Origin of the sequence: Listeria aquatica (assembly GCF_014223975.1) — a bacterium.
GTDB lineage: Bacteria > Bacillota > Bacilli > Lactobacillales > Listeriaceae > Listeria > Listeria aquatica.
In genome coordinates this window covers 28,631-52,556 of sequence record NZ_JAARRM010000007.1, presented here as the reverse complement: position 1 = coordinate 52,556, position 23,926 = coordinate 28,631, and the positions used below count along the sequence as shown (strand labels likewise).

Here is a 23,926-nt window from a genome sequence, read left to right as displayed (position 1 = left end):
GTTTAAAAGCGAGGTTAAAAAATGATTAGCGACGAAGAACTGGTACTTTTAAAAAAATATGTTGATGACGGAATAGAGTTACTTATTCCAATCATTGGCAAGGAACACGCCGATAAGCTAGATGAGTTGTTAGATAAAGTTGATGAACAAGAACAATTTAAATATAAATGCGAAGCGCTATCATCTTGTATTTCATCATTAGCAAAATTGAAAATTTAGGAGGAGTGAGAAAATGGACAACAATATTAATATTTTGAATGAAGAAAACTACACGAAATTAACAGTGGAGACAGAGAAAGGGGAAAAAGTAGCAGAAGTTACAACAACTGATGCAACTCCTGCTGAGGGTTATCATATTAAACTTACTCCTAGGTATGATTAACCTTTTGGTGATGGAGTAATTTTATCATTTATCTAAAAAATGTTCACTTAATAACAAATAGTAGAGGAGTGGAACAATGAACTATTTAATTATGCTAGGAAATGAAGAATATTTAACGGGTTATAACATTAGCAAAAATATCGAAGAAGACACAGTGAGTTCAAGTACGAAAAAAGAAGATGTGCCAAAAGAATTTATTTTTACTAATCAATCTGACGCACTCGCAACACTTGAAGAAGTGCGTAGCCTATTCAATGGTGATGAAGGAATTAGGGTTGTTCTTGATGCTTAGAATTTTAAAATATGCGTAAGGAGGCGTGGTGGTATGTAATGAAACTAACAGAGAAACAGAAGCGGTTTGCTGATGAGTATATAAAGTGTGGAAATGGGACCGAGGCGGCTCGACTTGCTGAATATAAAAATCCCGAAGCAAGCGCAAAAGACAACCTACGAAAACCTACTATAAAATCCTATATTGCCAATGCTTTAGAAGAATTAGAAAAAAAGCGTGTCATGAATTATACAGAAGCGATGCAGACCCTAACCTCTATTGCTCGTGGCGAAATGGAAGAAGAGGTTTTGCTTAGTTTTGCAGATGGATACGAGAAGGTAACAAAGAAAGCTGATATCAACCAACGCATATCCGCATTGAAAGAGCTTGTTAAGCGGCATGTGGCTGGGAATAGGGATAAGTTACAAGAAGAGTTGCTACAAGCTCAAATTGAGAAATTGAAGGCTGAAATAGAATACGAAACAAACGAAGACAATCCAACAATTATAATGGCTAATACAGACGAGATGTTAGCTTATTTAGCTTCTAAGAAGGTGAGTGAACAGAATGAATCAAGTTCTAATGAAACCGCCGAATAGTGATAGCTATAATGTCATAGAAATAATCGACAAAATAAATCCAGCATTTTATGATTTATGGTTGGCTGAACAAAACCATCTTTTAGCTAAGGGCGGACGTTCTTCTATGAAGTCGTCTGTTATAAGTCTAAAGCTTGTTTATATGAAAATGGAAGATCCTCTTTGTAATATTGTTGCCTTGCGTAAAGTAGCCAATACGCTTTATAAATCAGTCTATCAACAAATAAAATGGGCTTTATATGAACTAGGAGTGGCAGATCAATTTAGTTTTGGTAAGTCACCGATGGAAATTATCCATAAAAAATGGGGAACAGGATTTTATTTTAGTGGCTGCGATGATCCGCAAAAACTTAAGTCTTTAAAAATACCAGTTGGCTATGTAGAAGGTGTTTGGTTCGAAGAATTGGCAGAGTTTAGTAATGTTAAAGATATAGATGTTGTGGAAGATACCTTTATTCGTGCAGATTTACCAAACGGAAAAGAAGTTAAAGTGTTTATGTCTTATAATCCACCCCGTAACCCTTATGAATGGGTCAATGAATTTGTGGATAGCAAGCGAAGTGATGAAGATTACTTTATCCACCACACTACCTATTTAGACGATTTGAAGGGTTTTTTATCCAAGCAAATTGTTAAAAAGATTAACAAGTATAAAGAAAACGATTTTGATTATTACCGTTGGATGTACTTAGGTGAAGTCATCGGTATGGGTGATAACGTTTATAACATGAACCTCTTTCACTCACTCAATGAACTATCTGAAAACGATCATTTAATAGCTATCGATGTTGCCATTGATACAGGACATCAGGTTTCAGCTACAACTTGTTTAGCTTTCGGATTAACGGCGAAAGGGAATGTTATCCTTTTAGACACGTATTACTATAGCCCCGCTGGACAATTGAACAAGAAAGCACCTAGCGACCTTACTAAAGAGTTAAGGGACTTTATGGTTAAAGTGGCTAAAAAATATAAGATGAATATTAATATGCGCACTATAGATAGTGCAGAAGGCGGAATAAGAAATCAATTTTTCAAAGACTATCAAATTAGATTACATCCAGTTGCGAAATCCAAAAAAGCGGATATGATCGACAATGTACACGACCTGTTAGCGCAAGGTCGTTTTTATTATCTCGATATTCCGGCAAACAAAATATTTATTGAGGAACATAAAAAATATCAATGGGATGAAAAAACATTGAATACGGATAAACCAGAAGTTATAAAAGAAGACGATCACACATGTGACGCTTTTCAATACTATGTAAAAGATAACTTGCGCAAGCTTAAGCTGATTGGCTAAGGAGGTGTTTCAATGTTCGAACGGATAAAAAACTTTTTTAGAAAGGCAGGTGCTAGCGTCGGAATGGTAGATTCATTACAAAATATAACGGACCATCCAAAAATTAATATGGATTCATCAGAATACAATCGAATTCAAGCGGCTTTCAATCGCTTTGAGAATAAATGGAGCAAAGTGAGCTATATAAATAGTCAAGGTGTAAAAAAGGAACGGGACTACATTTCTTTGAACATGGATAAATTAGTTGCTGAAACAATGACGGGTCTTGTATTTAACGAAGAATGCCAAATAAATATTGGAAATGAACAATCACAAGATAAGTTGAAAGATGCACAGGATTATATTAATCATGTATTCGAACATAACGACTTCAAAAAGAACTTTTCTCGTTATTTAGAACCTATGTTTGCGACTGGCGGACTAGTTGTACGACCTTATTACGATCCAAATACAAAAGAAATCGAGTTTTCATGGGCGTTAGCAAATGCTTTTTACCCACTTCGAAACAATACAGGGGCGATTAGTGAAGGAGCCATTGCCTCTGTAACAACTAAGACAGAAAATGACAAAACCGTTTATTATACACTGCTTGAATTTCACGAGTGGCAAGACGGACAATATAGAATTACAAATGAGCTTTATAGGTCTGAAATGAAAACAACTGTAGGTGTTAAAGTTCCGCTATCAACTCTTTACGAAGGCTTGCAAGAAACAAGCGTAATCACTGGTTTGTCTCGTCCTAACTTTTCATATTTAAAGCCTGCGGGATTCAATAACCTAAACCCTTATAGCCCACTTGGCTTGGGATTGTGTGATAATTCGATTGGCACCATTCGACAAATTAATGATACTTTTGATCAATTTAATTGGGAAATTAAGATGGGACAAAGAAAAGTCATTGTAAGCGATCATTTTCTAAGAAATGAAATCAACGAGCTTGGCGATGGAAGTCTTACAAATAAACAAGTATTTGATGATGAATCAAATGTTTTTGTTGGTTTGAAAATGGATATGGACGATATGTCGATAAAAGACATTACACATGATATACGGACAGAACAGTACATTTCTGCAATTAACCACTTTTTCAAAACGCTAGAAACGCAAACGAAGTTAAGCGTTGGGACATTTAGTTTTGATGGGAAAAGTGTAAAAACAGCAACAGAGGTTGTTAGTGAGAATTCAGCAACGTTTAGAACTAGAAATAACCACTTAACCGAAATAGAAAAATTTATTAAAGGGCTAATTATTAGTGTTCTTGAGTTAGCTCAAGGAACGATTACAACAGAGGGGAAAGCTCTTTACAGCGGAAATATTCCAGATTTTGAAGATATTGGAATAGATTTTGATGATGGTGTTTTCACTGATAAAAATGCGCTGCTTGACTATTACGGGAAAGCTCGCACCTTTGGATTGATTCCAGATGTGGAAATTATGCAACGCATCTTCGATATACCAGAAGAAAAAGCGCGGGAGTGGATTCAAGAGATCACGAATCAATCTTTGCAAAGGAATCCAGAGGTTCAGCAAACAACCGCAGAAATGAGCCTATTAGGAGAAGAGGAGTGATGTAGATGTCTATCACACCCCTTCAATTAGATCTGTATACCTCGAATATTGTCGATATTTATCGTGCTTTAGAGATTGAAATCTTTGAACAGATTGCTAAGCGGTTAAAAGTAAAAGGCAATGTTCATGTATTAGAATGGCAAGTAGAAAAGCTCGCACAGCTTAACATGCTCAACAGAGGTACGCTGAAAGAGCTTTCTAAGGTTTCAGGTCGTTCAGTTAAAGAGATTAAAAGAATTATCTCAGAAGCAGGATACGGCGCTGTGAGTGATGTTGATAAGCAGTTTGGGAAAGTATTTGATTCTAAGTCGCTTCCAAATGATTTAGACCATGTATTAACTGGGTATTTTAATCAAACGTGGTTAGAAATGGATAATTTAGTCAATCAAACACTTCTTACAACGCAATATGGAAAGGGTTCAGTGGCTCGATTGTATGAAAGTATCATTAATGAAACTACTGCTAAAGTATTGAATGGTGTTCAGACGCACCAGAAGGCTTTAGAAGAGACGATTTTAAAATGGGCTGATAAAGGGATAGATAGTGGTTTTGTTGATAAAGGAGGGCACACGTGGTCGCTAGAAAGGTATGTTGATACGGTTCTTAGGTCAACGGTAAACAATACCTATAACAAAATGACGACTTCAAGAATGGCTGAATACGATGTTTATACAGTTCTTATGACATCTGTTGTAGATGCCGCGCCTCGTTGCGCAAGTTGTCAAGGACAAGTGCTAGATATTCGCCCTATCGGTCAAGCAGATAGCGGATACCCTTCTATATATCTGTTTGGCTATGGAAAAGCAGGCGGTACACTTGGCATTAATTGCAGGCATCGCATTATTGCTTTTGTTCCGGGTGTAAACACAAATAATCAATCGCAATATGACAGTGAAGAAGTTGAAAAACGGTATAAAATGCGACAAGCTCAACGGACGATTGAACGAAGAATCCGCAAAACGAAGAAGAATATCATCATTACAGAAGCGCTTGGATCGGATAAACTTGACCATTATACGAAACTTCTTAAAGCCCAGCAGTTACAAATGCGTGAGTTATTGAAGAAGGCAGATGCTAGCCAATTAAGCCGTAACTATAAACGTGAAAAGGTAGTTACACCAAAAGAAACCATTTTGAAAGAGGTTAATAAGTCCTAACGGGCTTTTTATTTTGCCCTGAACACGGCGTTAAACTGTTTAATCCGTTCGTGGTCGTTGCCACGTAAAAAAGCGAAAGGATGTAGAAAATGAAACGAGAACAACTAAAGGAATTGGGATTGAATGATGAACACATTGACAAAATCATGTCTTTGCATGGTCAAACTGTAACAGACTTGAATACACGTTTAAATGCCGCGGAGAATGAACGGGATTCGGTCAAAGAGCAGTTAGAAACCAATCAAACCCAATTAGAAAAATTAAAAGAATCCGCAACTGATAACGAGGAACTAACCAATCAATTAAATGACCTTCAAAACAAAATGAAAGAATCGGAAACGCAAGCGCAGGAGAAGCTTGTTCAGCAGGAAAAAGATTTTGCGATAAAACTAGCCCTTAAAGAAGCTAATGCACTTGATGAAGAGATTGTGTTAGGTCAAATTGATAAAGATACAGTTAAAGTGGTTGACGGAAAGTTACAAGGGTTCAGCGAACAACTAGAATCACTTAAAGAAAATAAAGCTTTCTTATTTCAGAAAGCAGAAGAGAAAGAAAAACCCAATCCAACACCCGCTATTGTGGCTGGTGGGAATCCTTCGGGATCCGTTCCAGAAGGTGGTAGTATCTTACAAAAAATTCAGGAAAGATTAGGTGATTAATTATGCCAGTAGTATTAGATTCAAAGGATGTAGCAACAATTGATAAAGAATATCGTGCAGATTCTCAGGTATGGGATGTGTTAACACAAGGCGCAAAAAGTATTACAAATGCTGATTTTGTTGGTGTTAATGAAGTACGTGTGAATAAAATGAGTGGATTTGTAGAAGCAACAAAATACTTGCGTAATCAAGATAATGCTCGTAATGCTGTTAACATTGAAAAGGAAACTATTAAACTAACTCACGAAGATTGGTTTGCTTATGATGTTGACCAACTTGATCAATCAGAAAGTGCCGCACTCACAATTAATAACATTGTTACAGAGCACAAGCGCTTAATCAGCGTTCCTCACCGTGATAAAGTGGCTATACAAGTCATGTATGACAATGCTGGTAAAAAAGAATCTGAGGTACTAACGAAAGATAATATTCTAGATGCCTATGATAAAGCAGAAGAATATATGACAGATAATGAAGTCCCTGGTGGCTATGTCATGTTTGTTTCTGCGGCTACTTATCGACTGTTGAAAAATGCAACAGGAGTCAGCAAAACGTTTACAACGAATGAAATGGCTATCAATGGTATTAATCGAACAGTGGCACAAATTGATGGAGGTGTTCCAATTCTTAAGGTTTCGAAAGATCGTATCAGCGGCTTAAAAATTGAAGATACAATCAATTTTATGATCACGCCACTAACAGCCATTGCTCCTATCGTTAAATACGGAACAGTTGACACTGTACCGGCTTCACAAGACAGAAATGGCTACCGAGATACGATTAAAGGACTCGATTATTATGATGCGATTGTATTTGACAATGCTAAAAAAGCGCTTTATGTGTCTGTTGCCCCAAAAGCGTAACCCCCACAGAGGTAACGCTTAATCAAACGGCGTTAGCTCTGGAGATTGGGGGAACTGATACTTTAACCGCTAAGGTGATGCCAGAAGATGCGACAGATAAATCTGTTCAATTCGCTTCTAGCGACACTACGATTGCAACAGTCACACCCGTTCAAGGAAAGGTTACAGCTGTTGCAGCAGGTACAGTAACGATTACAGCAACAACGTCCAACGGTTTAACAGCTACTTGTGATGTAACGGTGAATGAGCCTGCGAAGTAGAGGAGGGATAAAATGGCTTATTTAACGAATGAAGAATATCGACAAATGGGCTATGATTTTCTAAATGAACCAGAATTCACAAATCTATTAAATAAGGCGAGTGCTGTTCTTGATAATGTCACTCGCCGATTTTACGTATTTAATGAGCTAGAAAAAGATTACGAATTTCGCAAAAATGCTTTTAAACATGCTGTAGCCTGTCAAATTCATTATTTTGTTGAAACAGGCGAAACGACAAGCGAAGGACTTAATAACATGCCACAAACCTTATCAATGGGTCGTACCTCATTGACTTTTGCATCAAATTATAGTGCAACAGGAAAAAATGAAAGCAAGTCACTTCTTTCTGATGATGTTTATATGTATTTAGAGGGAACGGGTCTTCTTTATAGGGGTGTAGGCTCATGAGTGTTGCAAGGGTACCTCAAAAAATACTGGTGGATTCTTTTGAGTATCTAGAGTACGAGGGAACAGACGATTATAGCAAAGCGCTTTATAAAGAGCCAGTACTCATCACAAATGTTCGAATAGATCAAGAATCTAGTTTCAGTCGAAGCAAAGAAGAAACGGCAAGCCAAAATACGGCTGTTGTTTTTTGCTATGCGGAGCGTACTACGCCTTTTCTAGATTTCAAAAAACAGTCTAAAGTAATGTTTAGTGATGGTTCAGAAGGCATTATAAAAAAAGTAATTCCGGTAAATGAACCTTTTGAAAATAAAGTTTGGTGTTATGAACTTGAGGTGATTTAATGAGCGTTTCGGTAAAAGTAGACCTTTCGAGAGCTATAAAAAAGCTGAGTCAAAACAACATAAATAGAGGTCGCTATACGATGAGTAATCAAATGCTTGCAGATATGAACCAGTTTGTCCCAGCAAAAGACTATCATTTAAGAGGTAGCGGACATGTTTCTTTTGATGGCTCTCAGTTGATTTGGAATACCCCTTATGCTGCCAAAATGTTCTATGTTCAATTTTCAAAGTATACGGCATCTGGAACGGGTCCAAGATGGGACTTAAAAGGCAAATCTTTATTTATGAACGATTGGATAAGAGCATTTAAGAAAGGGGCTAGCTTATGACATTAGATTTTATTGACCGTTTGAAAGATGAATGCAATAAGTTAGAGTTAGCCTATCCGCTCAAAATCGGGCAGTTAGATACAACTGATTCTATCGCTTTGTATTCTTTGCCCGGTGGTAAAGTCATTGAATCGTTTTACGATGGGACAGTGGATAAAGGCTTGAACTATGAATTTTCAATCAAGACAAAAGATCAAAAACAAACGATTTCTATATTAGACATGCTGTCTAGCTATTTGCAAGAAAAACAAGATATTCCAAGCCAAAATAATAGTTATATATTTAATGAAATTACTGTAGTGAGCGAATCTTATTTCGTCGGAAAAGACGAAGCAGGGTTCTTTTTTTATAGCTTGACGATTCAAGCTAATTTAATGATACCGAGGGAGGAATAAAGAATGGTAGCCAAAACAGGTTATTTAAAAAACTTTTTGAGAACACATGAGATTGGTCCCGTTTCAGAAACAGGAGAATTTGATGAAACGAGCTTAATGCCACTTGCAAAGGGTGTGCAAACGGTTGATCCATCAACGGATGAAGATACGGAAGATTATTCTTATTACGATGGAAATGGGTCGTCTGAAAAAGAGGTAACAAATACAAGTTTGGGGCACGGGTTTTCTGGTCATCGTGCGTATGGAGATCCAGCACTTGAATTTGTACGTGATAAATTAACATCTACGGATCGTATTTGTTCGTTTCGTGTTACTGAGCCAGACGGGCGAGTTCTTTCTGGATTAGCTACAATTTCAGAACCTAAAATGTTTGGTGGAGACGCAAATACGCGTTCAGAATTTGAATTCACTGTGACCTTTAACGGCATGCCGAAAGATGAGAAACCCAGCGCCTGAGCCGTCCAGCGTCACAGTGGACAACGTTACTAAATCGGTTGAGGTTGGTAGTACCGTAAACATAACAGCGACAGTTGAGCCACCAGAATCCGATCAAGCTGTTACTTTCTCGACTAGTGATACGTCGATTGCAACTGTTTCTGGTGCTGGTGTTGTTACGGGAGTAGCGACAGGTACAGCGACCATTACGATTGCTAGTAAAGTGAAATCAACGATAAAAGCTGACGTGACTATAACTGTTACGGATAGTGAATAGAAAGCCCCCTTTTTGGGGGTTTGTAATTATGGAGGGGAAATAAATGGCTATTAAAATTGAACAATCTGCAGACATACCAGTGACGATCAATAGTATGGAATTTAAATTTGATAGTAGCGATGAAAATATTAAGCGTTTAGCTAACATCGATGAAATAATTGAGAAAAAGCTTTCAAAAAGTGACTTTAAGCAAAATGCAACTGAGGAAATTGAAAGGGTGACCAGTGAAGAAATTGAAGAAGGTCTTAAAAATGCTGGTTTAGTTGCCAAAGTCGGTTTTGATGAAATCCTTGGCAAAGGGAGCTTCGAGAAAATTTATAAAAGTTGCCCTTCCATCCTTAAAGTTTTGGATATTTTTACAGCTGTCATAGATGGTCTGTACGAAGAAATAAAAGATACAGGAAAAAGAATGGAACAAAACCAAAGCGAAAAAGCACAAAGTTATTTAAAAGCGAAAAAAGCTAAAGCTAAAAAGTAGGTGAAGAGAATGTTTTCTCTAGCTGAAAAATTAGAAAGCAGTGTGGAGATTGAAGGGGAAGAATATGAGCTAGATTTATCATTTGATAACATTTTGCTTGTGTTTAAAGTCATTAATGATAAAGAGATCAATGACTTAAGCCGGCTTTTAATTTGCTTAAACTTGCTGTTTGTCAAAGAGAAAGACGAAGAACTACCTTTCCACGATGACCTGATGAAGCAAGTTGATATTTACAAGAATATCATGGAGAAAGTGATAACAAGAGGAGAGCGGCAAAAACCAAAGCTTGATTTAGCAGGTAATCCAATTGAGCAAACTCAATATTATAATCTCGAACAAGACGCAGAATATATTTTCGCGTCTTTTTTATATGACTACAATATCAATTTATTTCATGAACAAGGAAAAATGCATTGGTATGAATTCAATGCGCTTCTTGTCTCACTAAGTGATGATTCCATGTTTAAAAGGGTTGTGAATATCAGACAACAAAAAGTCACAAAAGACATGACGGCTGAACAGAAGGAAATACTTCGAGAGCAACAAGCAATGTTTGCGCTCGAGCACTCGCAAAATGATGTGGATTTTGAAAGCATGGATCTTGCTGAAAAAAGAGAATATGTGCTTAAACAGCTAGAAAAGGAGGGCGGTGTGATGAGTGGCTGATGGTCAAATCATTATTGATGTCAAAGTTAATGGTAAAGATGTTGACGGTGCTGCAAAAGGAATGAAAGGGCTTGAAACGGGATCGAAATCAGCAGGTAAAAGCATCCGTGACATGGTAGCCGCAATGGGTCTTGTGAAAATAGCAAGTGCTGCTTTTAATGTTCTGAAAAGTTCGATAGGTGATGCGGTTAGCCGTTTTGATACAATGCAGAAGTTTCCTAAAGTGATGAAAGCATTAGGATTCTCTGCGGAAGATTCAAAGAAAAGTATTAATAAGCTCTCTGATGGTATTGATGGTTTACCAACCAAGCTTGATGATGTTGTATCTAGCACGCAACAAATGACTGCAATAACAGGAGATTTAGACAAATCAACGGATACAGTATTAGCGTTAAATAATGCTTTTCTAGCAAGTGGAGCAGGTACAGAAGACGCAAGTCGAGGCATGCAACAATACAATCAAATGATTTCAACAGGTCAAGTTGATTTAGAGTCTTGGAAAACGCTACAGGAAACTATGCCTCTTGCCCTTCAAAAAACAGCGGAAGCGATGGGGTATACAGGTAAATCAGCACAACGAGATTTATATGCAGCACTTAAGAGCGGAAAAGTAACGTTTGATGATTTCCAAAATAACTTAATCAAACTTGGAACAGGCACAGGAATGCTTGCTAAACTAGCAAAAGAAAATAGTTTAGGGATCGGAACGAGCTTTGGGAACTTGCGCAATGCGGTATCTAAGGGTGTTGCAAATGTCATCACTAAGTTAGATGAGCTTACAAAGAAATTTACAGGAAAAACAATTGCACAAAACATTGATAGCTTAAAAGGGCTTATTAATAATGCTTTTAACAGCATGACAAATTCGCTGGACAGTATCATTCCGTATGTTGGGATGATTGGAAGTGCTTTTTCTAAGATGGGAGAAGCTATACAAAATTCTGGATTTGTTGCCAATTTAAAATTTGCAGCAATGTGGATAAAATTAGCTATTACTAATATGGTCTTGCAAGTAAAAGACAGACTTCCGAGTATTGCTAAGTCTTTCGGCAATCTTTGGAATAAAATAACGCCTATTTTAACTAAAATAGGAGGTATAATTGGAACGTTTGCAACTACTGTCGCATACGTTTTACAATATGTCATTCCTTTAGCTATCGACGTCGCGAAAGTTGCTTTTGATGGATTAGTTAATTTTGTTTTGCCGATACTTGATAATATCATAACTGTTTTATGGGATATGTCTGCTGCAGTGTCAGAAGCCATCATAAATTATGTTGTACCAGCACTACAACTGATGATTGATTGGGTCAATAATAACCAATCCGCAGTAAAAATTCTTTCTGGAGTAATCGCAAGTTTGTTAGCTGGATTTGCTGCATTTAAAACTATTTCTGCCGCTTTGGCGGTATTTCAATCATTTAGCAAAGCTATTAGTATTGTTACTTCTTTTGCAAAAACTATTAATTTAGTAGTATTTGCGTTCAATAATGTGAGAAAAACAGCGGGTCTCCTTAAAGGGGCGTTGGTAGCTTTACAAGTTGCTTTCAGTGTTAATCCAGTAGTCTTATTAATTTCTGTGATTGCTGCATTAGTCGCTGGATTAGTTTGGTTTTTTACGCAAACTAAGACAGGGCAAAAAATAGTTCAAACGGCTTGGGAAGCCATTAAAACAGCAACTGGGGCAGTTGTTGATTTTCTTATTTCTTCGTGGCAAAGTGTGACTGAATTTTTATCAGGTATTTGGAACTGGATTAAGGAAACAGCAGGCAGTTTATGGGACGGGATTGTGTTAATCTGGCAAGCGAACGTACTTGCGTTGCAAATTATTTGGCAGTCTGTCGCAACGTTTTTTATGAATTTATGGAATACAATTACTACAGTAGCGACCACCGCTTGGAACGTATTCACAACAACAATAATGTCTATTTTACAACCGTTTATTTCTATTTTCATGACAATGTGGACAGGAATATCCGAAGGATTAAGCATGATATGGGAAGGTATAAAAAATATTGCTCAAGGCGCATGGGAAATGATAAAAAATGTTATTCTTGGTCCCATTTTAATATTAATCGACTTGTTAACTGGAGATTTTGAAGGCGCGAAAGAACACTTAATTCAAATTTGGTCTAATATTTTGTCTGCAGGTGCACAGATATGGTCAGGGATTAAGCAAGTTTTATCCGGATTGGTTCAAGCAGCAGTTTCTTATATTCAAGGTATTTGGCAAGGTTTCAAAGCCTTTATTTCTGGTTTGTGGAACGGGATTAAGTCGTTAGCATCTTCCATCTGGAACGGGATTAAAACGCTACTTATTAAGTTAGCTATAGGTATTGTTAATAATATCAGAAATTCATGGAATGTTTTAAAATCAGTTACTAGCTCAGTCTGGAATGGAATCAAGTCTTTAGCATCTTCTGTTTGGAATGGCATTAAATCAACAGTTACAAAGCTTGCAAACGGAATCAAGCAAGGAGCTGTAAACGCTTGGAATGGTCTTAAGTCTGCTACTAGTAAAGCTTTTAAAGCGGTAGTTAACTTTATTAAAGACCCACTCAAAGGTATTGATCTATTCAAAATTGGTAAAGATATTATTCAAGGGTTAATAAACGGTATTGGGAGTATGGCTAAAGCCGTTGGCAACAAAATTAAAGGTATCGCAGGAGGCATTAAAGACAAGATCAAAGGCGCTTTAGGTATTCACTCACCTTCTCGAGTTATGCGAGATGAGGTAGGTAGATTTATACCACAAGGTATTGCTGTAGGCATTGAAGCAGACGCAAAAGCTGTTGACAAAGCTATGAAAAATTTAGTATCGCTACCTAAATACAGCGTTGAAGCATCTATTGGTGTTCATGGCTCAAAATCTTTAACTGCCGGAACCATCACAAACGCAGTGAATGTAGATAATAAAAAGACTGTACAAGCTTTAGCAGTGCTAGGAAGCAAATTAGATGCTCTGATTCAAAAAGATACAGATGTGTATATTTCAGAGAAAGCTGTTGGAAAAGCAGCTAGTAGCTACATGGGAAAAGAATATCGGTCAGTTCCGGGCATGACTTATTAGGAGGTGGTAAAGTGGCTGTAAATCCATATTGGGTTAGTGTGATACAAAACGAGGAGGAAACCTTTCTAACCGATCAGTTCCCTTTGAGATTAATTGAGGTAAGATCACCGCTTGGAAATACAAAGGACAATAGTACTTCATTTGTTGGTCAGGATGGTGAGATTGTTTATCCGCCAACGTATGAAGCTTTTTCGCTTGAAATGGACTTTAGATTTAAAACTGTAGACAACTACGACTATCATTTACTAGTTGGAGAATTAAAAAGCCTACTTTGTCAAGAAGCACCCTACTTTGTCCGACATGAAAAATTACCAGCAAGGAAATATGCGGTGGATCGATGCGAAATTGACCTGACAAGAAAATCTGCAAATCTTGCAGACTTAACACTAACCTTTCATTGTTTTAAAGGAGTTTCAGAATCTCTCTATACCTCAACAACGGCATTCACATACGACGAGGAGGCTTGGGGTGTAGGTCTGAATATTCCCGAAGGCGAAGACATCCAGTATGTTTTTGAAGGGGAAGCGATTTTCAACGTGTATAATCCGTCAGATATGCGGATTAATCCACGTTTTCATCCCTTATCTATTGCACTAACTTGCGACAGTGTAGCTGGTGAAAATGTACGGATATATAATCGAACGAATGGGACATTATTCGAATTGAAAAAGCAGATTGTGAAAGCGGATGTTCTTCTTTTAGATGGCGTTTATCCTTATTTAAATGATGCGAGATGCGGCATCGATACGAATCATGGGCTTATCACATTAGAGCGGGGCTGGAATCGTGTGCAAATTATAAATGCAACGAATACAACCATTGCGTTCGATTTCCCTTTTTATTATCGATAGGAGGTGGTGGGATTGCTGGATGAAGATATTCTGTATCGAAACTACTCTGAAACCATCGAAGAATTACTTGTTGATTTTGATCCTAGCAGTTTTCAGTATGATTATGAAGAAAATGAAAAAAGAAACATTCAACTAACTGTCTACCTCACAAATCGGAATATGGGAATCTACAAAGGGCTTTCAGAGGAAGCCTTTTTAATTTGGCGCGATCAGATATATACGATCAAAGAATGTAATCCCAACCAAGAAGGGGCTGTGCAATATAAAGAAATCATTGCCCAACACATTTCGTTTAGTTGCGCGGACCACGTTCAATATGATGTGGTGGAGCCAGAGCGTGTATACGACATCTGGCAATATTTAGCTCACGGGATAGAAGGCGATGAATTAGGATTTAGTGTAGAAACCCGAGGGGACTTTCCTAAAGTATCCATGTCGAGTGTAGGCAGACAATCTTTACTTGAATATGTACAAAATGCCGCTGAAAAATTTGGGGGCATTTTTTATGCGAACAATAAACACCTCGTCATTTATAGCCCGGCTGAATGGTATCAATACAACGGAATTGACTTACGCTATCAGTTCAATACAGCCACCGTGAAACTTTCTTCGAATACGTATAATCTCAAAACCTACATCAAAGGCTTCGGAGCTACCAAAGAAAACGGAACAGTAGTTGAAGCCATTTATGTATCCCCAAACGTAAGTAAATATGGAAGACGTAAAGCAGAACCCATCTCAGATGAACGGTTTTATTATAGCGTCAATCTTCAAGAATACTTGAAGACGCAGATACTCGATGTCCCTGAAACCTCGATCGACATTCAATATACAGGAAGTGAACCGATTTCAGAAAATGAACAACTGTACCTCGTTCACGAGGGGTTAGGTTATGAAAGTATGTTGAGCTTGAAACGAATGACATTTTATCATCCATACGCTCATAAGCCACCTGATTTGGGGTTCTCTAATAAACTCTTGGATATGGTCACGATTCAAAGACAGGCACATAGACGTTACAACAATATGAACAAGCGCTTAGAAAGTACGCGCTTTGAAGTTCAGCAAGTTACGGGAATAGCGAATACTGCGCTTAGCGGCGATGTGGTAGGTGAAGTGACGTGACAAAAATTATTTTTTTAAAAAATAAAGAGGGTGAACAATATTTTGCAAAAACCCATAAACAAGCAATTGACGGGTTGAATGAAGCGACTAGCACTGCAAATGGCTTAATGAGTGCTCTGGATAAAAAGAAATTGGATCAAGTTCCTAGTCGAACGTCTGAGGAGTGGGGAGAAGTATTGATTGAATCGCCTTCTGGTCAAGTATTCAGATTAGTAGTGGACGATAATGGCATTTTAAGCACGGAAGAAGTGCAGAAAGGAAGGTGAAAAAATGGCTGACAAATTAAATAGACAAGATAATGCGATACAAGGATCAGAATTCAGAAATAAGTTGAATGAAAACTGGGCGACCATCGAATCTTATTTGGGAATCGGGATGCCTTCGCCTGCAGAAGTTGTTTCAACATTGTTCCCCTTGTCTCCTGAAACGCTCGAAGGGGCACAGTTAGAAAATTATTTCAATAAAGAACGAATTGAAAAAGATAAATCCATTGCCAACTTAACAGGAGAGCTTGTGACAGCGGTTGGTGCCAATGTGAGTGCTTTTATACGGATTAAAGATCTAGATGTTCTGGGCTGTAACTACAATTACAACACGGCAGGCTGTTTTTATGATGCGAATTTTCGTTATGTGACTTTTGTCCGTTTTGCAGCCTCTGGAACGAGTGGATGGTACACACTTACGCCACCAGAAAATGCCGTGTACATTCGGGTTGTGGTAAATAGTGCTCATTTGGATCAGTATATGTTGCGAGCAAGCGCTGAAAAGCCTGCGCAGTACTATCCTTATCAAGTGTCGATTCCGTGGCTACAAGGGGATAAAGCTTTGGCTGGGAAGAAAATTATCACTTTTGGGGATAGTATCACGTGGCAAGATGGACAAACGATTGACAATGTGACCCTACAAGGCTATCAGAGTTATATGCGACAAGCTGGAGCGATTGTGACGAATGAAGGTGTAGGTAACATGTCATTTGCCCAAAGCTCAAAAGCGGGGGCAGAAGAACTTTATTTGTATAAAAAAGTTGTATTAGATCAGTATGATCTAACCGGGACAGACATAGTCACGATTGCTTGTGGAACAAATGATGTGGCATTTGGTGTAACAGCTGGAGAGATTGGAACTATCACGAGTACAGAGTTCGATACAACAACCAGTTTTGGTGCTCTACGAGCTATCTTAGAATATATTCGCTTGAATTTCCCAACTGTCGATATTTATTTAATGACACCTTTGCAGAATAAAACTCGAGATATGATCAAGCATCAAGAAATGGTAGATGGCATTATGACGATTGGCGGCTTTTATGGAGCGCCTGTTTTTGACTTATTTAGACGTTCAGGAATTGGAAAATATACATTCGATACCTATACACGTGATGGCTTGCATCCGAACAATGCCGGTTATGCTTTATATGGTCCAAGAATCGTGAGAATGTTAGAAGCCGAGTAAGGCTTTTTTATTTGGGGGTGAAATATTGTGGATCAAGAAATAAAAATCACGAATCGCGAATGGACAGATGTCAAGTCGAATGTCGATAAAAACAGCAAGCAAACAGAAATCAATCGTGAGCGTTTAGACAGGCATAGCAAGCGCTTAGACCAGCTAGAAGATGCGAACATTGCTTTCCCACTTGCGATTCAAGAAGCGGTAAAAAATGGCATGGCGCCAGTAATGGAAAAACTCATCAAACACGATGAGAAATTCGTGAATATCGAAATCATGAAAGAGCGCGAACGAGCTGAAAAAGCAGAGCACATTATCCAAGAAGAGAAAGATCGCAAAAAGTTCTTTGTACGAACGATTATTACCGTAGTGATCACCTCCGTTCTTGGTGGAGGTCTTGGAATACTGGTGACTTCGTTTTTAACAAAATAAGAAGGAGCGAAAGAAATGAAAATTAATTGGAAAATCAGATTCAAAAGCTGGCGGACATGGCTATTAGCCATTATTCCCGTGGTTACGATTGTGTGGAGTGCAGGCGGGTTTCAGGTGTCAGACTTAGATAGCTGGACACAGTTGGGGTTGTCATTCATGACCTTTCTAAAAAGCCCTGCGGCAATCATTGCAGTGCTTTCTGCATTAATTGCTACTTACGTTGATCCAACGACAAAGGGTCTAGGAGATAGCGACTTATCGCTAAGTAAAGAGAGTTTAAAAGGAGAGGACAAATAATGGCGTATCAAATTGAAAAGAAACTAATCAGCGGACTTCCGAAAACAAAACTAAAAGCGAAAAACTTTATCGTGGCACATGAAACTTCTAATCCCAATTCAACGATTGATAACGAAGTGGCTTATATGTCTCGAAACTGGCAAAACGCATTTGTGACTCATTTTGTGGGCGGTGGCGGACGGGTAGTTCAGATTGCACCTACTGGCTATGCGAGCTGGGGATGTGGTTCGAAAGGAAACGCCTACGCCTATGCTCAAGTGGAACTCTGTCGGGCAAAAGATAAGGCGACTTTCCAAAAAGACTATGCAGCTTATTGCCAATTACTGGTTAATTTAGCTAAAGAAGCGGGTATTCCCATCACATTGGATAGCGGAAGTGGTGTAGGAAATCGAGGGATTAAATCGCATGACTGGATACGGGCAAAGCTCGGAGGAACTACGCATACAGATCCCTATGGTTATTTGAAACAGTGGGGTATTTCGAAAGCTAAGTTTGAAAAAGACTTAGTGGCGGCATCGAAAGGTTCAACGGGGAACCCAAACGCAATTCGTGCAACGGTTCAAGACGTGGCGCCACTCATGCCAAAACCTCAATTTAAAAGTCAAACACCAATTCGTCTTTGGAAAACGGGCACAAAAATTCAAGTTCGTAAATACAATAAATACTGGTATCAAACAAAGGTACAACAGAACGGTAAATGGGTCACAGGTTATATTTACCACAGCTTTTTAAGAAATGTAAAAGCGATCAAAGGAACTGATAAATATTCCGCTGCGATTCGAGCCTTTGCCATTTTTTGGGACAACGAAGATTTAAATGGTGGGGAGATCTTAACTTATATGCCGGGAACAAAACTTAGCCATTATCCGGAGCGAATTGGGTTAAAATCGGCTTGGTTCTCGAAACAGAAAAAAATGTTTTACACAGCTAATTATATGTTGAAATAGCAAAAGCCATTCCTTATAATAAATATGTGCATGAGCACCCCCTTATGCACGGGTGATTTCATTGTCACCTCCCTTACTGTACATGACCTCGCCTTTTGGGCGGGGTTCTTTTTTTGTTTTCCCAACAAGAGTTCACAAAATTGTCACACAATAAAACAAGGAAATATGATATAGTAAGTTTGGGTAAAGTAACGGGTTCCCTTATCTCATTAGGTAGGGGAATCCTTTAAGATTACTTTTATCCATTCATCAATTACTTAACCCTTTTTTTGGCCATCAACTCCCGCAAGTTGGTGGTCTTTTTTGTATATTTTTCGGTAAAAAGTTCATAAATTCGACACAATTTCATGTCTAAAATATGCTATATTATAATTGCAAGAAAAATACATAATTAGGAGATGGATTAGATGTCAGGACAAATCAGAATGACCCCAGCAGAATTGCGGGATCGTGCAAAAACTTATGGAACCAGTGCACGAGATATTGAACAAATGCTACAACGCTTATCGCAAACACAAGAACAACTTCGGAGTGAATGGGAAGGGCAAGCCTTCGCACGCTTTGACGATCAGTTCAATCAGTTGAAACCAAAAGTAACGGAATTTGCGAATTTGATGGACCAAATTGAACAACAACTTCAAAAAACCGCGACAGCAGTGGAAGAGCAAGACCAACAACTGTCCCAGAATTTCGGATTTTAATGTTAAAAGGGCGCCTCTTATTGTATACTATAAGAGGCATTTCTTATATAAACAGAGAAAAGGGGCATGAAGATGGACTTTAAAAAAATAGCGATTTCTATAGTTGGTTTATCTATTTTATTAGGAGGGTGTTCGTTTATGAATCATTCAGATGAAAAAGAAAAGAAAGCAGATGACGGGACAACACCTGTTGCGGACTATAAAGGGCAAGGGTTTTACTTGGTTGACGGTGATAAATCGGAACCCATAGTGAAAAAGAACGAAGCTGAAATTAAAAAACGGGCCATCGCATACATGAAAGATAAATATAAAACCAATGTAAAAGTTAATAACGTTGTACCCGCAAGAGATGCGGCAGTTGTGATGGTAGAAGCAGAAGAGCCGATTCAATTTCACACGTCTGTTATAGTCGGATTTGATATGCAGAAAAAAGAGCTTGACCCATTGCCTAATGTTTGGTCTGAGGAAGGGGAAGTTGAAGGGGCAATAGTTGGTGGACTATATGCAAAAGCTTACAAACAGGAATTTGAAAAGTTGGATACTTTTACTAAAATGATAGCGGAAAATAATGGGTTACAAGGTTATAATAATCTCACGATTGAGAAAACGCATGCAAACGGTTATGAAAAAAGCAATTTTTTCATAACTACAAGCATTGACTTCAAAAAGACTTATGAGGCATATTTAGCAAATACAAATATAACTGAGGATAAATTAAGAGCATTGTTTTTAACAGAGGATCCCAAATTTGAGCATACGCACATGGTTTGTAACTTTTTTACTAAAAAAGATAAGTTACCTCCAAATGAAGAAGTTGAAAAAATTGGTAGCAAAATAAAAAGAAATAGCGCTTTACCAAAAGGGAAATATGACATAGTAATATATAAGAACTTTATTGTGAATCGTGTAGGACTTCCAAATGGAGATAATATTAGCGTTGAAGATATACAGAAATAAAAGGAGATGAAACAATGCCAAAAACGGAAAAACTAAATACCTCTGATTTAGATATTATAGAATTAAGTGGAAAATGGGTCTACAAGGAGCCAACAAAAGGAAAATATCTAAACGTAAATGGCGTTTCAAGAGCATATAAAGTTAAAGAAGGAAAATACAACACAAAATCTGGGCTCGACTACATCGTTGTGGAAAACACAAAAACGGGCGAAGTCGGTATGATTTTCCAAGGAACGCAAGGACAAAAAAATGGTGGTAAGGATATCCTCACAGATGCGACATTGCCCGGAAATATTCCCGATGAACAATTAAAAGCGGCAGATAAAGCCTATAAGAAGATGAGTAAAGAATACAAAATTAGCTATGTTGGGGGAAACTCTCTAGGCGGTGGGCTCGGAAACTACGTGGCATCGAACAATGAGGTTAAAAGTGTGACTTATAACCCGGCTATTTTGCCAGATGGAAAATATTCGCATAAAAATCCCGATATAACCAACTATATGAGTGAATATGACCCGTTAACGCTAGGCGAACGAAGTGCGGGGTACATGAAACGCTTGCCGGGTAAAAATATAATTGTGAAAAACAACATGCCCTTATTTGCCACACTTGCGTCTAACCACACGGGTTATGCAGACCCCATCAAAATAGACGGGGAAGATGTCCTTATCGACGCTGATGCCTATTTACCTGTTGGCGTTTGGAGTGGGGAAATCCTCACAGGGGGAAAAGGGCATAAGATAGATGTGAACCCTGAAAATATGAAAATCTTAGCGGATGCCATGGTATCGAAAATGAAAGGACAAATTACCACCGCCCAGTCTCACGTTGACCATGCCGTGGATATCGTGGAACGTGAAGGTAGTAAGTTAGATGATCGAACAATGAAACTAACCGATAGCTTCGACGATTTGTTAGGGCAAGGGAGTTTCGGAAAGGCTTTAACGACTATGGCAGGGTATGAATTTTTACGTGATATAATTGAGTCCGGGAATCCAGCCGTTTCAAAAGCAAGTGAGGCAATCAATCGACTTCGAAGCTCTTCTGTTTTTTCTGATTTTCTAGTGAGCTTTTTAGGCAATTTTGAAGGAATGACTGGGGCGGCTATTGATTTGCCGATTCTCATCGGGGATGCTATCATGCGGCTAGATGACATTATCACAGAAGTAAACGCACTCAAAAAAAATGCTATTCCGATGCTATTTAATGGAATTGACAATGAATTTTTCAACGATGGCATGGTGGCAGAACTGAAAGCCCACTATAAAGTGATAGATGAAAATAAAGAGGTCATGACCAATCAAATTGTAACCTTTGGGACACAGGTTACTTATGTATCGAAAGAGCTAGAAAAAGCGGACAAGCTTTTAACTGCTACTCAAAAGGTAGAACGGGCATCTGCTCCTCCTGCCACTTCTGATTTTACGTTACAAGAATCGAAAGCACTCAAGGACGGTATGAGGAAAAAGCAGAAATTATTGGATCGCAACTATAAAAAATTTAGAGAAAATGCGGTTTCTCATCTTGAACCTTTAATTAGTAATTTTTATGGTGTTTTAAATCTACTAGACGAAACCGTCGAAGACCTTATTCAAGGATTGAAAAATATAAAAGGGACGTTTGAACATCTTCATGTTCCCTTTACAGATCTAGACGACGCGATCCCGATTCTGTTTGGTGCGGCAGTTTCTGCATTCAAACCCTATCAAACAGCCATCGAATCTGTTAAAACAGCCGTGCGCTCTTTACACGGAGGTGGCTTGAATAATGTGCTAGAAGCTTACCGCCCTTATATTGATACTGCGCTATTTGAGGGTACACAATTCCAAAACGTGATCGCACTGAATAAGGCATCGGTTAACATTTATGAAAGTTCTCGAGCTGTTTTCAAAGATATAAAATATCAGCTAAGCGACAATAAAGCCGTGGCAGTTGAGGCATTGGACAAGCTAGCGGACAAAATAGTGACGAATTTAACCGAACTTATTGGTCAATTGAAGCGGGGGAGTATTGACGTATAGGGAGGCAGGAAAATGGAACAAGAAGAGCTTATCCAAGAACTAGAGCTTAATCAAATTCGTCAAAAAGCAGCCAAAGAAACACTGGAAAAGGAGCGGGAGCATTTAAACCATTTTGAAGAAGGAAAAAAAGAATACGTGTGGAAAATGGCACAGGAGCTAGAACAGGCAGAAGGAGACATTTTCGAAGGCTTACTTAGTCATATTCGTAAAGAAGACGGTTTATGCAGTCGCCGTTTGAATCGTGCTGTTGAAGATGCACGGAGATTTGTGCAACATGCAGAGCAACATTTAAAGGAACAACAAGAAAAAGGGGACAAGTTACTGGATTTATTTTTTGAATCTATGATGGAAAAATGAAAAGTAAAAGAAATAGACTACAGAAATTTTTGGGTGTAATCTGTTTCTGTATACATGTTTGTTACGAGATAAAAACATATAAAATAAAAGACCTCTTTGCTTCTAATGCAAAAAGGTCTTTTTTTATTTCACGCCCCTAAAATGCCCCTAAAAAATATAATATTCTTTTGTTTTGTTTTGTTACCTTGATAGTTCATGTTTCTTGTTATCATTGGTATTAAGCTATTTTTAAATGTAGAAATCTGACAATTTGGGGAGTGACACAAAAATCAACGTTAGCGGTCTTTTTATTATTTGGAGATCATTTTGACATAATCAAGTGATTTACCAGTTCCAATTGCTACGGATTTAAGCGGTTCTGGCGCCATATGTACGGGAACATCAATCCGCTCAACTAGCCATTCTTTAAATCCTTGGATAAGTGCTCCGCCCCCTGTAAGTACGATACCTCGATCAACAATGTCCCCACTAAGTTCAGCTGGGCATTTTTCAAGTGTGAGACGAATTGCTTCGAGAACGCGTTCAAGCAATTCCTCAATTGCACTTTGAATTTCATTAGAGGAGATTGTGACAGTTTCTGGAAGACCAGTTACAAGATCACGTCCACGAATTTCTGCTTTAAGTTCTGCATGCGGAACTGGTGCATAGGCAAGTTCTTTTTTCACTCGCTCTGAGGTGGCTTCACCAATTAATAAATTATATTCTTTACGAATATAGTTAATAATTTCTTCATCAATGTGATCGCCACCTGTTCTTATGGAAGTACTTGAAACAACGCCTCCGTAAGAAATAATAGCGATTTCTGTCGTTCCTCCGCCAATATCAACTACTGTATTAGCAACAGGTTCAGAAACTGGAAGATCTGCGCCAATCGCAGCTGCTACGGGTTCTTCCATTAAAACTACAGATTTTGCTCCAACCGCTTGCACGGCATCGCTAATTGCACGGCGTTCTACAGAAGTAGCGCCACTTGGTGTTGAGACGACAACATTGGGTTTACGAAAACTTCCTTCAGAAGCATTAATGCGCTTCATAATTTGTTGAAGTAAACCGCTCGTTACGTCAAAATCGGCAATTACGCCTTCACGCATTGGGCGGACGATTGCAATATTCGCAGGTGTTTTTCCCATCATTTCTTTTGCTTCATGTCCAAAAGCAAGGACATCATTCGTGTTTGTATCAACCGCCACAACGGATGGTTCATCTAAGATAATTCCCTTTTCTTGGTTGTAAACTAAGATATTGGCCGTTCCTAAGTCAATACCGATTGTAGTAGTTCCAAACATTTCAACACCACTTTCTATTTTTACACTTATTTTTACAGTTA

General features: G+C 38.3%; 30 protein-coding genes and 1 pseudogene. 30 read left to right on the top strand and 1 reads right to left on the bottom strand.

Annotated features, from left to right (window positions below):
• The first annotated feature begins 21 nt into the window (after window positions 1-21).
• From HB912_RS12270 to HB912_RS12125, 30 genes and pseudogenes are all read left to right on the top strand, one after another.
• Window positions 22-219 carry a hypothetical protein gene (locus HB912_RS12270; protein ID WP_185374972.1) on the top strand — a complete coding sequence of 66 codons (198 nt, stop codon included), beginning with the start codon at window positions 22-24 and terminating at the stop codon, window positions 217-219.
• Window positions 220-232: 13 nt separating this feature from the next.
• Entirely contained in the window at window positions 233-382 is a 150-nt protein-coding gene (locus tag HB912_RS12265) for a hypothetical protein (RefSeq protein ID WP_185374970.1), read from the top strand.
• Window positions 383-458: 76 nt separating this feature from the next.
• The gene (locus HB912_RS12260) at window positions 459-674 is read left to right on the top strand and encodes a hypothetical protein (protein WP_185374968.1); all 216 of its coding nucleotides are present in this window, start codon (window positions 459-461) and stop codon (window positions 672-674) included.
• A 38-nt stretch (window positions 675-712) separates the two neighbouring features.
• Entirely contained in the window at window positions 713-1,252 is a 540-nt protein-coding gene (locus tag HB912_RS12255) for a terminase small subunit (protein ID WP_185374966.1), read from the top strand.
• Window positions 1,236-2,558 carry a PBSX family phage terminase large subunit gene (locus HB912_RS12250; RefSeq protein ID WP_185375088.1) on the top strand — a complete coding sequence of 441 codons (1,323 nt, stop codon included), beginning with the start codon at window positions 1,236-1,238 and terminating at the stop codon, window positions 2,556-2,558. Before HB912_RS12255 ends, HB912_RS12250 begins: the two co-directional genes overlap by 17 nt.
• 12 nt (window positions 2,559-2,570) lie before the next feature.
• Window positions 2,571-4,127, top strand: a complete 1,557-nt coding sequence (locus tag HB912_RS12245; protein WP_185374964.1) for a phage portal protein — start codon at window positions 2,571-2,573, stop codon at window positions 4,125-4,127.
• Window positions 4,128-4,132: 5 nt separating this feature from the next.
• Window positions 4,133-5,284: a phage minor capsid protein gene (locus tag HB912_RS12240; protein WP_185374962.1), complete on the top strand. Its 1,152-nt coding sequence runs from the start codon at window positions 4,133-4,135 to the stop codon at window positions 5,282-5,284.
• A gap of 89 nt (window positions 5,285-5,373) precedes the next feature.
• A complete protein-coding gene (locus HB912_RS12235) occupies window positions 5,374-5,943 on the top strand; it encodes a phage scaffolding protein (protein WP_185374960.1) in 570 nt (189 codons plus the stop codon).
• A gap of 2 nt (window positions 5,944-5,945) precedes the next feature.
• The gene (locus HB912_RS12230; protein ID WP_185374958.1) at window positions 5,946-6,806 is read left to right on the top strand and encodes a capsid protein; all 861 of its coding nucleotides are present in this window, start codon (window positions 5,946-5,948) and stop codon (window positions 6,804-6,806) included.
• Between the two features lie 17 nt (window positions 6,807-6,823).
• A pseudogene (locus HB912_RS12225) lies at window positions 6,824-7,066 on the top strand (Ig-like domain-containing protein); the annotation flags it as partial.
• A gap of 12 nt (window positions 7,067-7,078) precedes the next feature.
• Window positions 7,079-7,474 (top strand): head-tail connector protein, encoded by a 396-nt coding sequence (locus HB912_RS12220; protein ID WP_185374956.1) that lies wholly within the window; start codon window positions 7,079-7,081, stop codon window positions 7,472-7,474.
• The gene (locus tag HB912_RS12215) at window positions 7,471-7,815 is read left to right on the top strand and encodes a putative minor capsid protein (RefSeq protein WP_185374954.1); all 345 of its coding nucleotides are present in this window, start codon (window positions 7,471-7,473) and stop codon (window positions 7,813-7,815) included. Before HB912_RS12220 ends, HB912_RS12215 begins: the two co-directional genes overlap by 4 nt.
• The gene (locus HB912_RS12210) at window positions 7,815-8,144 is read left to right on the top strand and encodes a minor capsid protein (protein WP_185374952.1); all 330 of its coding nucleotides are present in this window, start codon (window positions 7,815-7,817) and stop codon (window positions 8,142-8,144) included. Before HB912_RS12215 ends, HB912_RS12210 begins: the two co-directional genes overlap by 1 nt.
• Window positions 8,141-8,539 carry a phage tail terminator protein gene (locus HB912_RS12205; protein WP_185374951.1) on the top strand — a complete coding sequence of 133 codons (399 nt, stop codon included), beginning with the start codon at window positions 8,141-8,143 and terminating at the stop codon, window positions 8,537-8,539. Before HB912_RS12210 ends, HB912_RS12205 begins: the two co-directional genes overlap by 4 nt.
• Before the next feature lie 3 nt (window positions 8,540-8,542).
• Window positions 8,543-8,995: a phage tail tube protein gene (locus tag HB912_RS12200; protein WP_185374949.1), complete on the top strand. Its 453-nt coding sequence runs from the start codon at window positions 8,543-8,545 to the stop codon at window positions 8,993-8,995.
• On the top strand, window positions 8,976-9,251 hold the full coding sequence (locus HB912_RS12195; protein WP_185374947.1) for an Ig-like domain-containing protein: 276 nt from the start codon (window positions 8,976-8,978) through the stop codon (window positions 9,249-9,251). The genes HB912_RS12200 and HB912_RS12195 overlap by 20 nt, the downstream gene beginning before the upstream one ends.
• 43 nt (window positions 9,252-9,294) lie before the next feature.
• Window positions 9,295-9,729, top strand: a complete 435-nt coding sequence (locus HB912_RS12190) for a hypothetical protein (protein WP_185374945.1) — start codon at window positions 9,295-9,297, stop codon at window positions 9,727-9,729.
• Window positions 9,730-9,738: 9 nt separating this feature from the next.
• A complete protein-coding gene (locus HB912_RS12185; protein WP_185374943.1) occupies window positions 9,739-10,395 on the top strand; it encodes a Gp15 family bacteriophage protein in 657 nt (218 codons plus the stop codon).
• The gene (locus tag HB912_RS12180) at window positions 10,388-13,465 is read left to right on the top strand and encodes a tape measure protein (protein WP_185374942.1); all 3,078 of its coding nucleotides are present in this window, start codon (window positions 10,388-10,390) and stop codon (window positions 13,463-13,465) included. Before HB912_RS12185 ends, HB912_RS12180 begins: the two co-directional genes overlap by 8 nt.
• 11 nt (window positions 13,466-13,476) lie before the next feature.
• Window positions 13,477-14,316, top strand: a complete 840-nt coding sequence (locus HB912_RS12175; RefSeq protein WP_185374941.1) for a phage tail domain-containing protein — start codon at window positions 13,477-13,479, stop codon at window positions 14,314-14,316.
• A gap of 12 nt (window positions 14,317-14,328) precedes the next feature.
• Window positions 14,329-15,441, top strand: coding sequence for a phage tail protein (locus HB912_RS12170; RefSeq protein WP_185374940.1), 1,113 nt, complete (start codon window positions 14,329-14,331; stop codon window positions 15,439-15,441).
• Window positions 15,438-15,707, top strand: coding sequence for a hypothetical protein (locus HB912_RS12165; protein WP_185374939.1), 270 nt, complete (start codon window positions 15,438-15,440; stop codon window positions 15,705-15,707). Before HB912_RS12170 ends, HB912_RS12165 begins: the two co-directional genes overlap by 4 nt.
• A 4-nt stretch (window positions 15,708-15,711) precedes the next feature.
• Complete coding sequence (locus HB912_RS12160) at window positions 15,712-16,893, top strand: SGNH/GDSL hydrolase family protein (protein WP_185374938.1); 1,182 nt, start codon at window positions 15,712-15,714, stop codon at window positions 16,891-16,893.
• Window positions 16,894-16,920: 27 nt separating this feature from the next.
• The gene (locus HB912_RS12155) at window positions 16,921-17,319 is read left to right on the top strand and encodes a hypothetical protein (RefSeq protein WP_185374937.1); all 399 of its coding nucleotides are present in this window, start codon (window positions 16,921-16,923) and stop codon (window positions 17,317-17,319) included.
• Window positions 17,320-17,334: 15 nt separating this feature from the next.
• Window positions 17,335-17,616 carry a phage holin gene (locus HB912_RS12150; RefSeq protein WP_185374936.1) on the top strand — a complete coding sequence of 94 codons (282 nt, stop codon included), beginning with the start codon at window positions 17,335-17,337 and terminating at the stop codon, window positions 17,614-17,616.
• Window positions 17,616-18,563: an N-acetylmuramoyl-L-alanine amidase gene (locus HB912_RS12145; RefSeq protein WP_185374935.1), complete on the top strand. Its 948-nt coding sequence runs from the start codon at window positions 17,616-17,618 to the stop codon at window positions 18,561-18,563. The genes HB912_RS12150 and HB912_RS12145 overlap by 1 nt, the downstream gene beginning before the upstream one ends.
• Before the next feature lie 407 nt (window positions 18,564-18,970).
• The gene (locus HB912_RS12140) at window positions 18,971-19,264 is read left to right on the top strand and encodes a WXG100 family type VII secretion target (protein WP_122866024.1); all 294 of its coding nucleotides are present in this window, start codon (window positions 18,971-18,973) and stop codon (window positions 19,262-19,264) included.
• Window positions 19,265-19,336: 72 nt separating this feature from the next.
• Complete coding sequence (locus HB912_RS12135; RefSeq protein ID WP_185374934.1) at window positions 19,337-20,221, top strand: DUF1672 family protein; 885 nt, start codon at window positions 19,337-19,339, stop codon at window positions 20,219-20,221.
• A gap of 14 nt (window positions 20,222-20,235) precedes the next feature.
• Window positions 20,236-22,242 (top strand): SA1320 family protein, encoded by a 2,007-nt coding sequence (locus tag HB912_RS12130; RefSeq protein ID WP_185374933.1) that lies wholly within the window; start codon window positions 20,236-20,238, stop codon window positions 22,240-22,242.
• Window positions 22,243-22,254: 12 nt separating this feature from the next.
• A complete protein-coding gene (locus tag HB912_RS12125) occupies window positions 22,255-22,599 on the top strand; it encodes a hypothetical protein (RefSeq protein WP_185374932.1) in 345 nt (114 codons plus the stop codon).
• Window positions 22,600-22,889: 290 nt separating this feature from the next.
• On the opposite strand, the gene mreBH is transcribed toward HB912_RS12125, so the two are convergent.
• On the bottom strand, window positions 22,890-23,885 hold the full coding sequence (mreBH, locus tag HB912_RS12120; RefSeq protein WP_036072297.1) for a rod-share determining protein MreBH: 996 nt from the start codon (window positions 23,883-23,885) through the stop codon (window positions 22,890-22,892).
• Between the last annotated feature and the right edge of the window lie 41 nt (window positions 23,886-23,926).

Bases quoted from the DNA above. Each gene is read 5' to 3' on its own strand.
- HB912_RS12270 (WP_185374972.1), top strand. From the start codon at position 22: ATGATTAGCGACGAAGAACTGGTACTTTTAAAAAAATATGTTGATGAC.
- HB912_RS12265 (WP_185374970.1), top strand. From the start codon at position 233: ATGGACAACAATATTAATATTTTGAATGAAGAAAACTACACGAAATTA.
- HB912_RS12260 (WP_185374968.1), top strand. From the start codon at position 459: ATGAACTATTTAATTATGCTAGGAAATGAAGAATATTTAACGGGTTAT.
- HB912_RS12255 (WP_185374966.1), top strand. From the start codon at position 713: ATGAAACTAACAGAGAAACAGAAGCGGTTTGCTGATGAGTATATAAAG.
- HB912_RS12250 (WP_185375088.1), top strand. From the start codon at position 1,236: ATGAAACCGCCGAATAGTGATAGCTATAATGTCATAGAAATAATCGAC.
- HB912_RS12245 (WP_185374964.1), top strand. From the start codon at position 2,571: ATGTTCGAACGGATAAAAAACTTTTTTAGAAAGGCAGGTGCTAGCGTC.
- HB912_RS12240 (WP_185374962.1), top strand. From the start codon at position 4,133: ATGTCTATCACACCCCTTCAATTAGATCTGTATACCTCGAATATTGTC.
- HB912_RS12235 (WP_185374960.1), top strand. From the start codon at position 5,374: ATGAAACGAGAACAACTAAAGGAATTGGGATTGAATGATGAACACATT.
- HB912_RS12230 (WP_185374958.1), top strand. From the start codon at position 5,946: ATGCCAGTAGTATTAGATTCAAAGGATGTAGCAACAATTGATAAAGAA.
- HB912_RS12220 (WP_185374956.1), top strand. From the start codon at position 7,079: ATGGCTTATTTAACGAATGAAGAATATCGACAAATGGGCTATGATTTT.
- HB912_RS12215 (WP_185374954.1), top strand. From the start codon at position 7,471: ATGAGTGTTGCAAGGGTACCTCAAAAAATACTGGTGGATTCTTTTGAG.
- HB912_RS12210 (WP_185374952.1), top strand. From the start codon at position 7,815: ATGAGCGTTTCGGTAAAAGTAGACCTTTCGAGAGCTATAAAAAAGCTG.
- HB912_RS12205 (WP_185374951.1), top strand. From the start codon at position 8,141: ATGACATTAGATTTTATTGACCGTTTGAAAGATGAATGCAATAAGTTA.
- HB912_RS12200 (WP_185374949.1), top strand. From the start codon at position 8,543: ATGGTAGCCAAAACAGGTTATTTAAAAAACTTTTTGAGAACACATGAG.
- HB912_RS12195 (WP_185374947.1), top strand. From the start codon at position 8,976: ATGAGAAACCCAGCGCCTGAGCCGTCCAGCGTCACAGTGGACAACGTT.
- HB912_RS12190 (WP_185374945.1), top strand. From the start codon at position 9,295: ATGGCTATTAAAATTGAACAATCTGCAGACATACCAGTGACGATCAAT.
- HB912_RS12185 (WP_185374943.1), top strand. From the start codon at position 9,739: ATGTTTTCTCTAGCTGAAAAATTAGAAAGCAGTGTGGAGATTGAAGGG.
- HB912_RS12160 (WP_185374938.1), top strand. From the start codon at position 15,712: ATGGCTGACAAATTAAATAGACAAGATAATGCGATACAAGGATCAGAA.
- HB912_RS12150 (WP_185374936.1), top strand. From the start codon at position 17,335: ATGAAAATTAATTGGAAAATCAGATTCAAAAGCTGGCGGACATGGCTA.
- HB912_RS12145 (WP_185374935.1), top strand. From the start codon at position 17,616: ATGGCGTATCAAATTGAAAAGAAACTAATCAGCGGACTTCCGAAAACA.
- HB912_RS12140 (WP_122866024.1), top strand. From the start codon at position 18,971: ATGTCAGGACAAATCAGAATGACCCCAGCAGAATTGCGGGATCGTGCA.
- HB912_RS12135 (WP_185374934.1), top strand. From the start codon at position 19,337: ATGGACTTTAAAAAAATAGCGATTTCTATAGTTGGTTTATCTATTTTA.
- HB912_RS12130 (WP_185374933.1), top strand. From the start codon at position 20,236: ATGCCAAAAACGGAAAAACTAAATACCTCTGATTTAGATATTATAGAA.
- HB912_RS12125 (WP_185374932.1), top strand. From the start codon at position 22,255: ATGGAACAAGAAGAGCTTATCCAAGAACTAGAGCTTAATCAAATTCGT.
- mreBH (WP_036072297.1), bottom strand. From the start codon at position 23,885: ATGTTTGGAACTACTACAATCGGTATTGACTTAGGAACGGCCAATATC.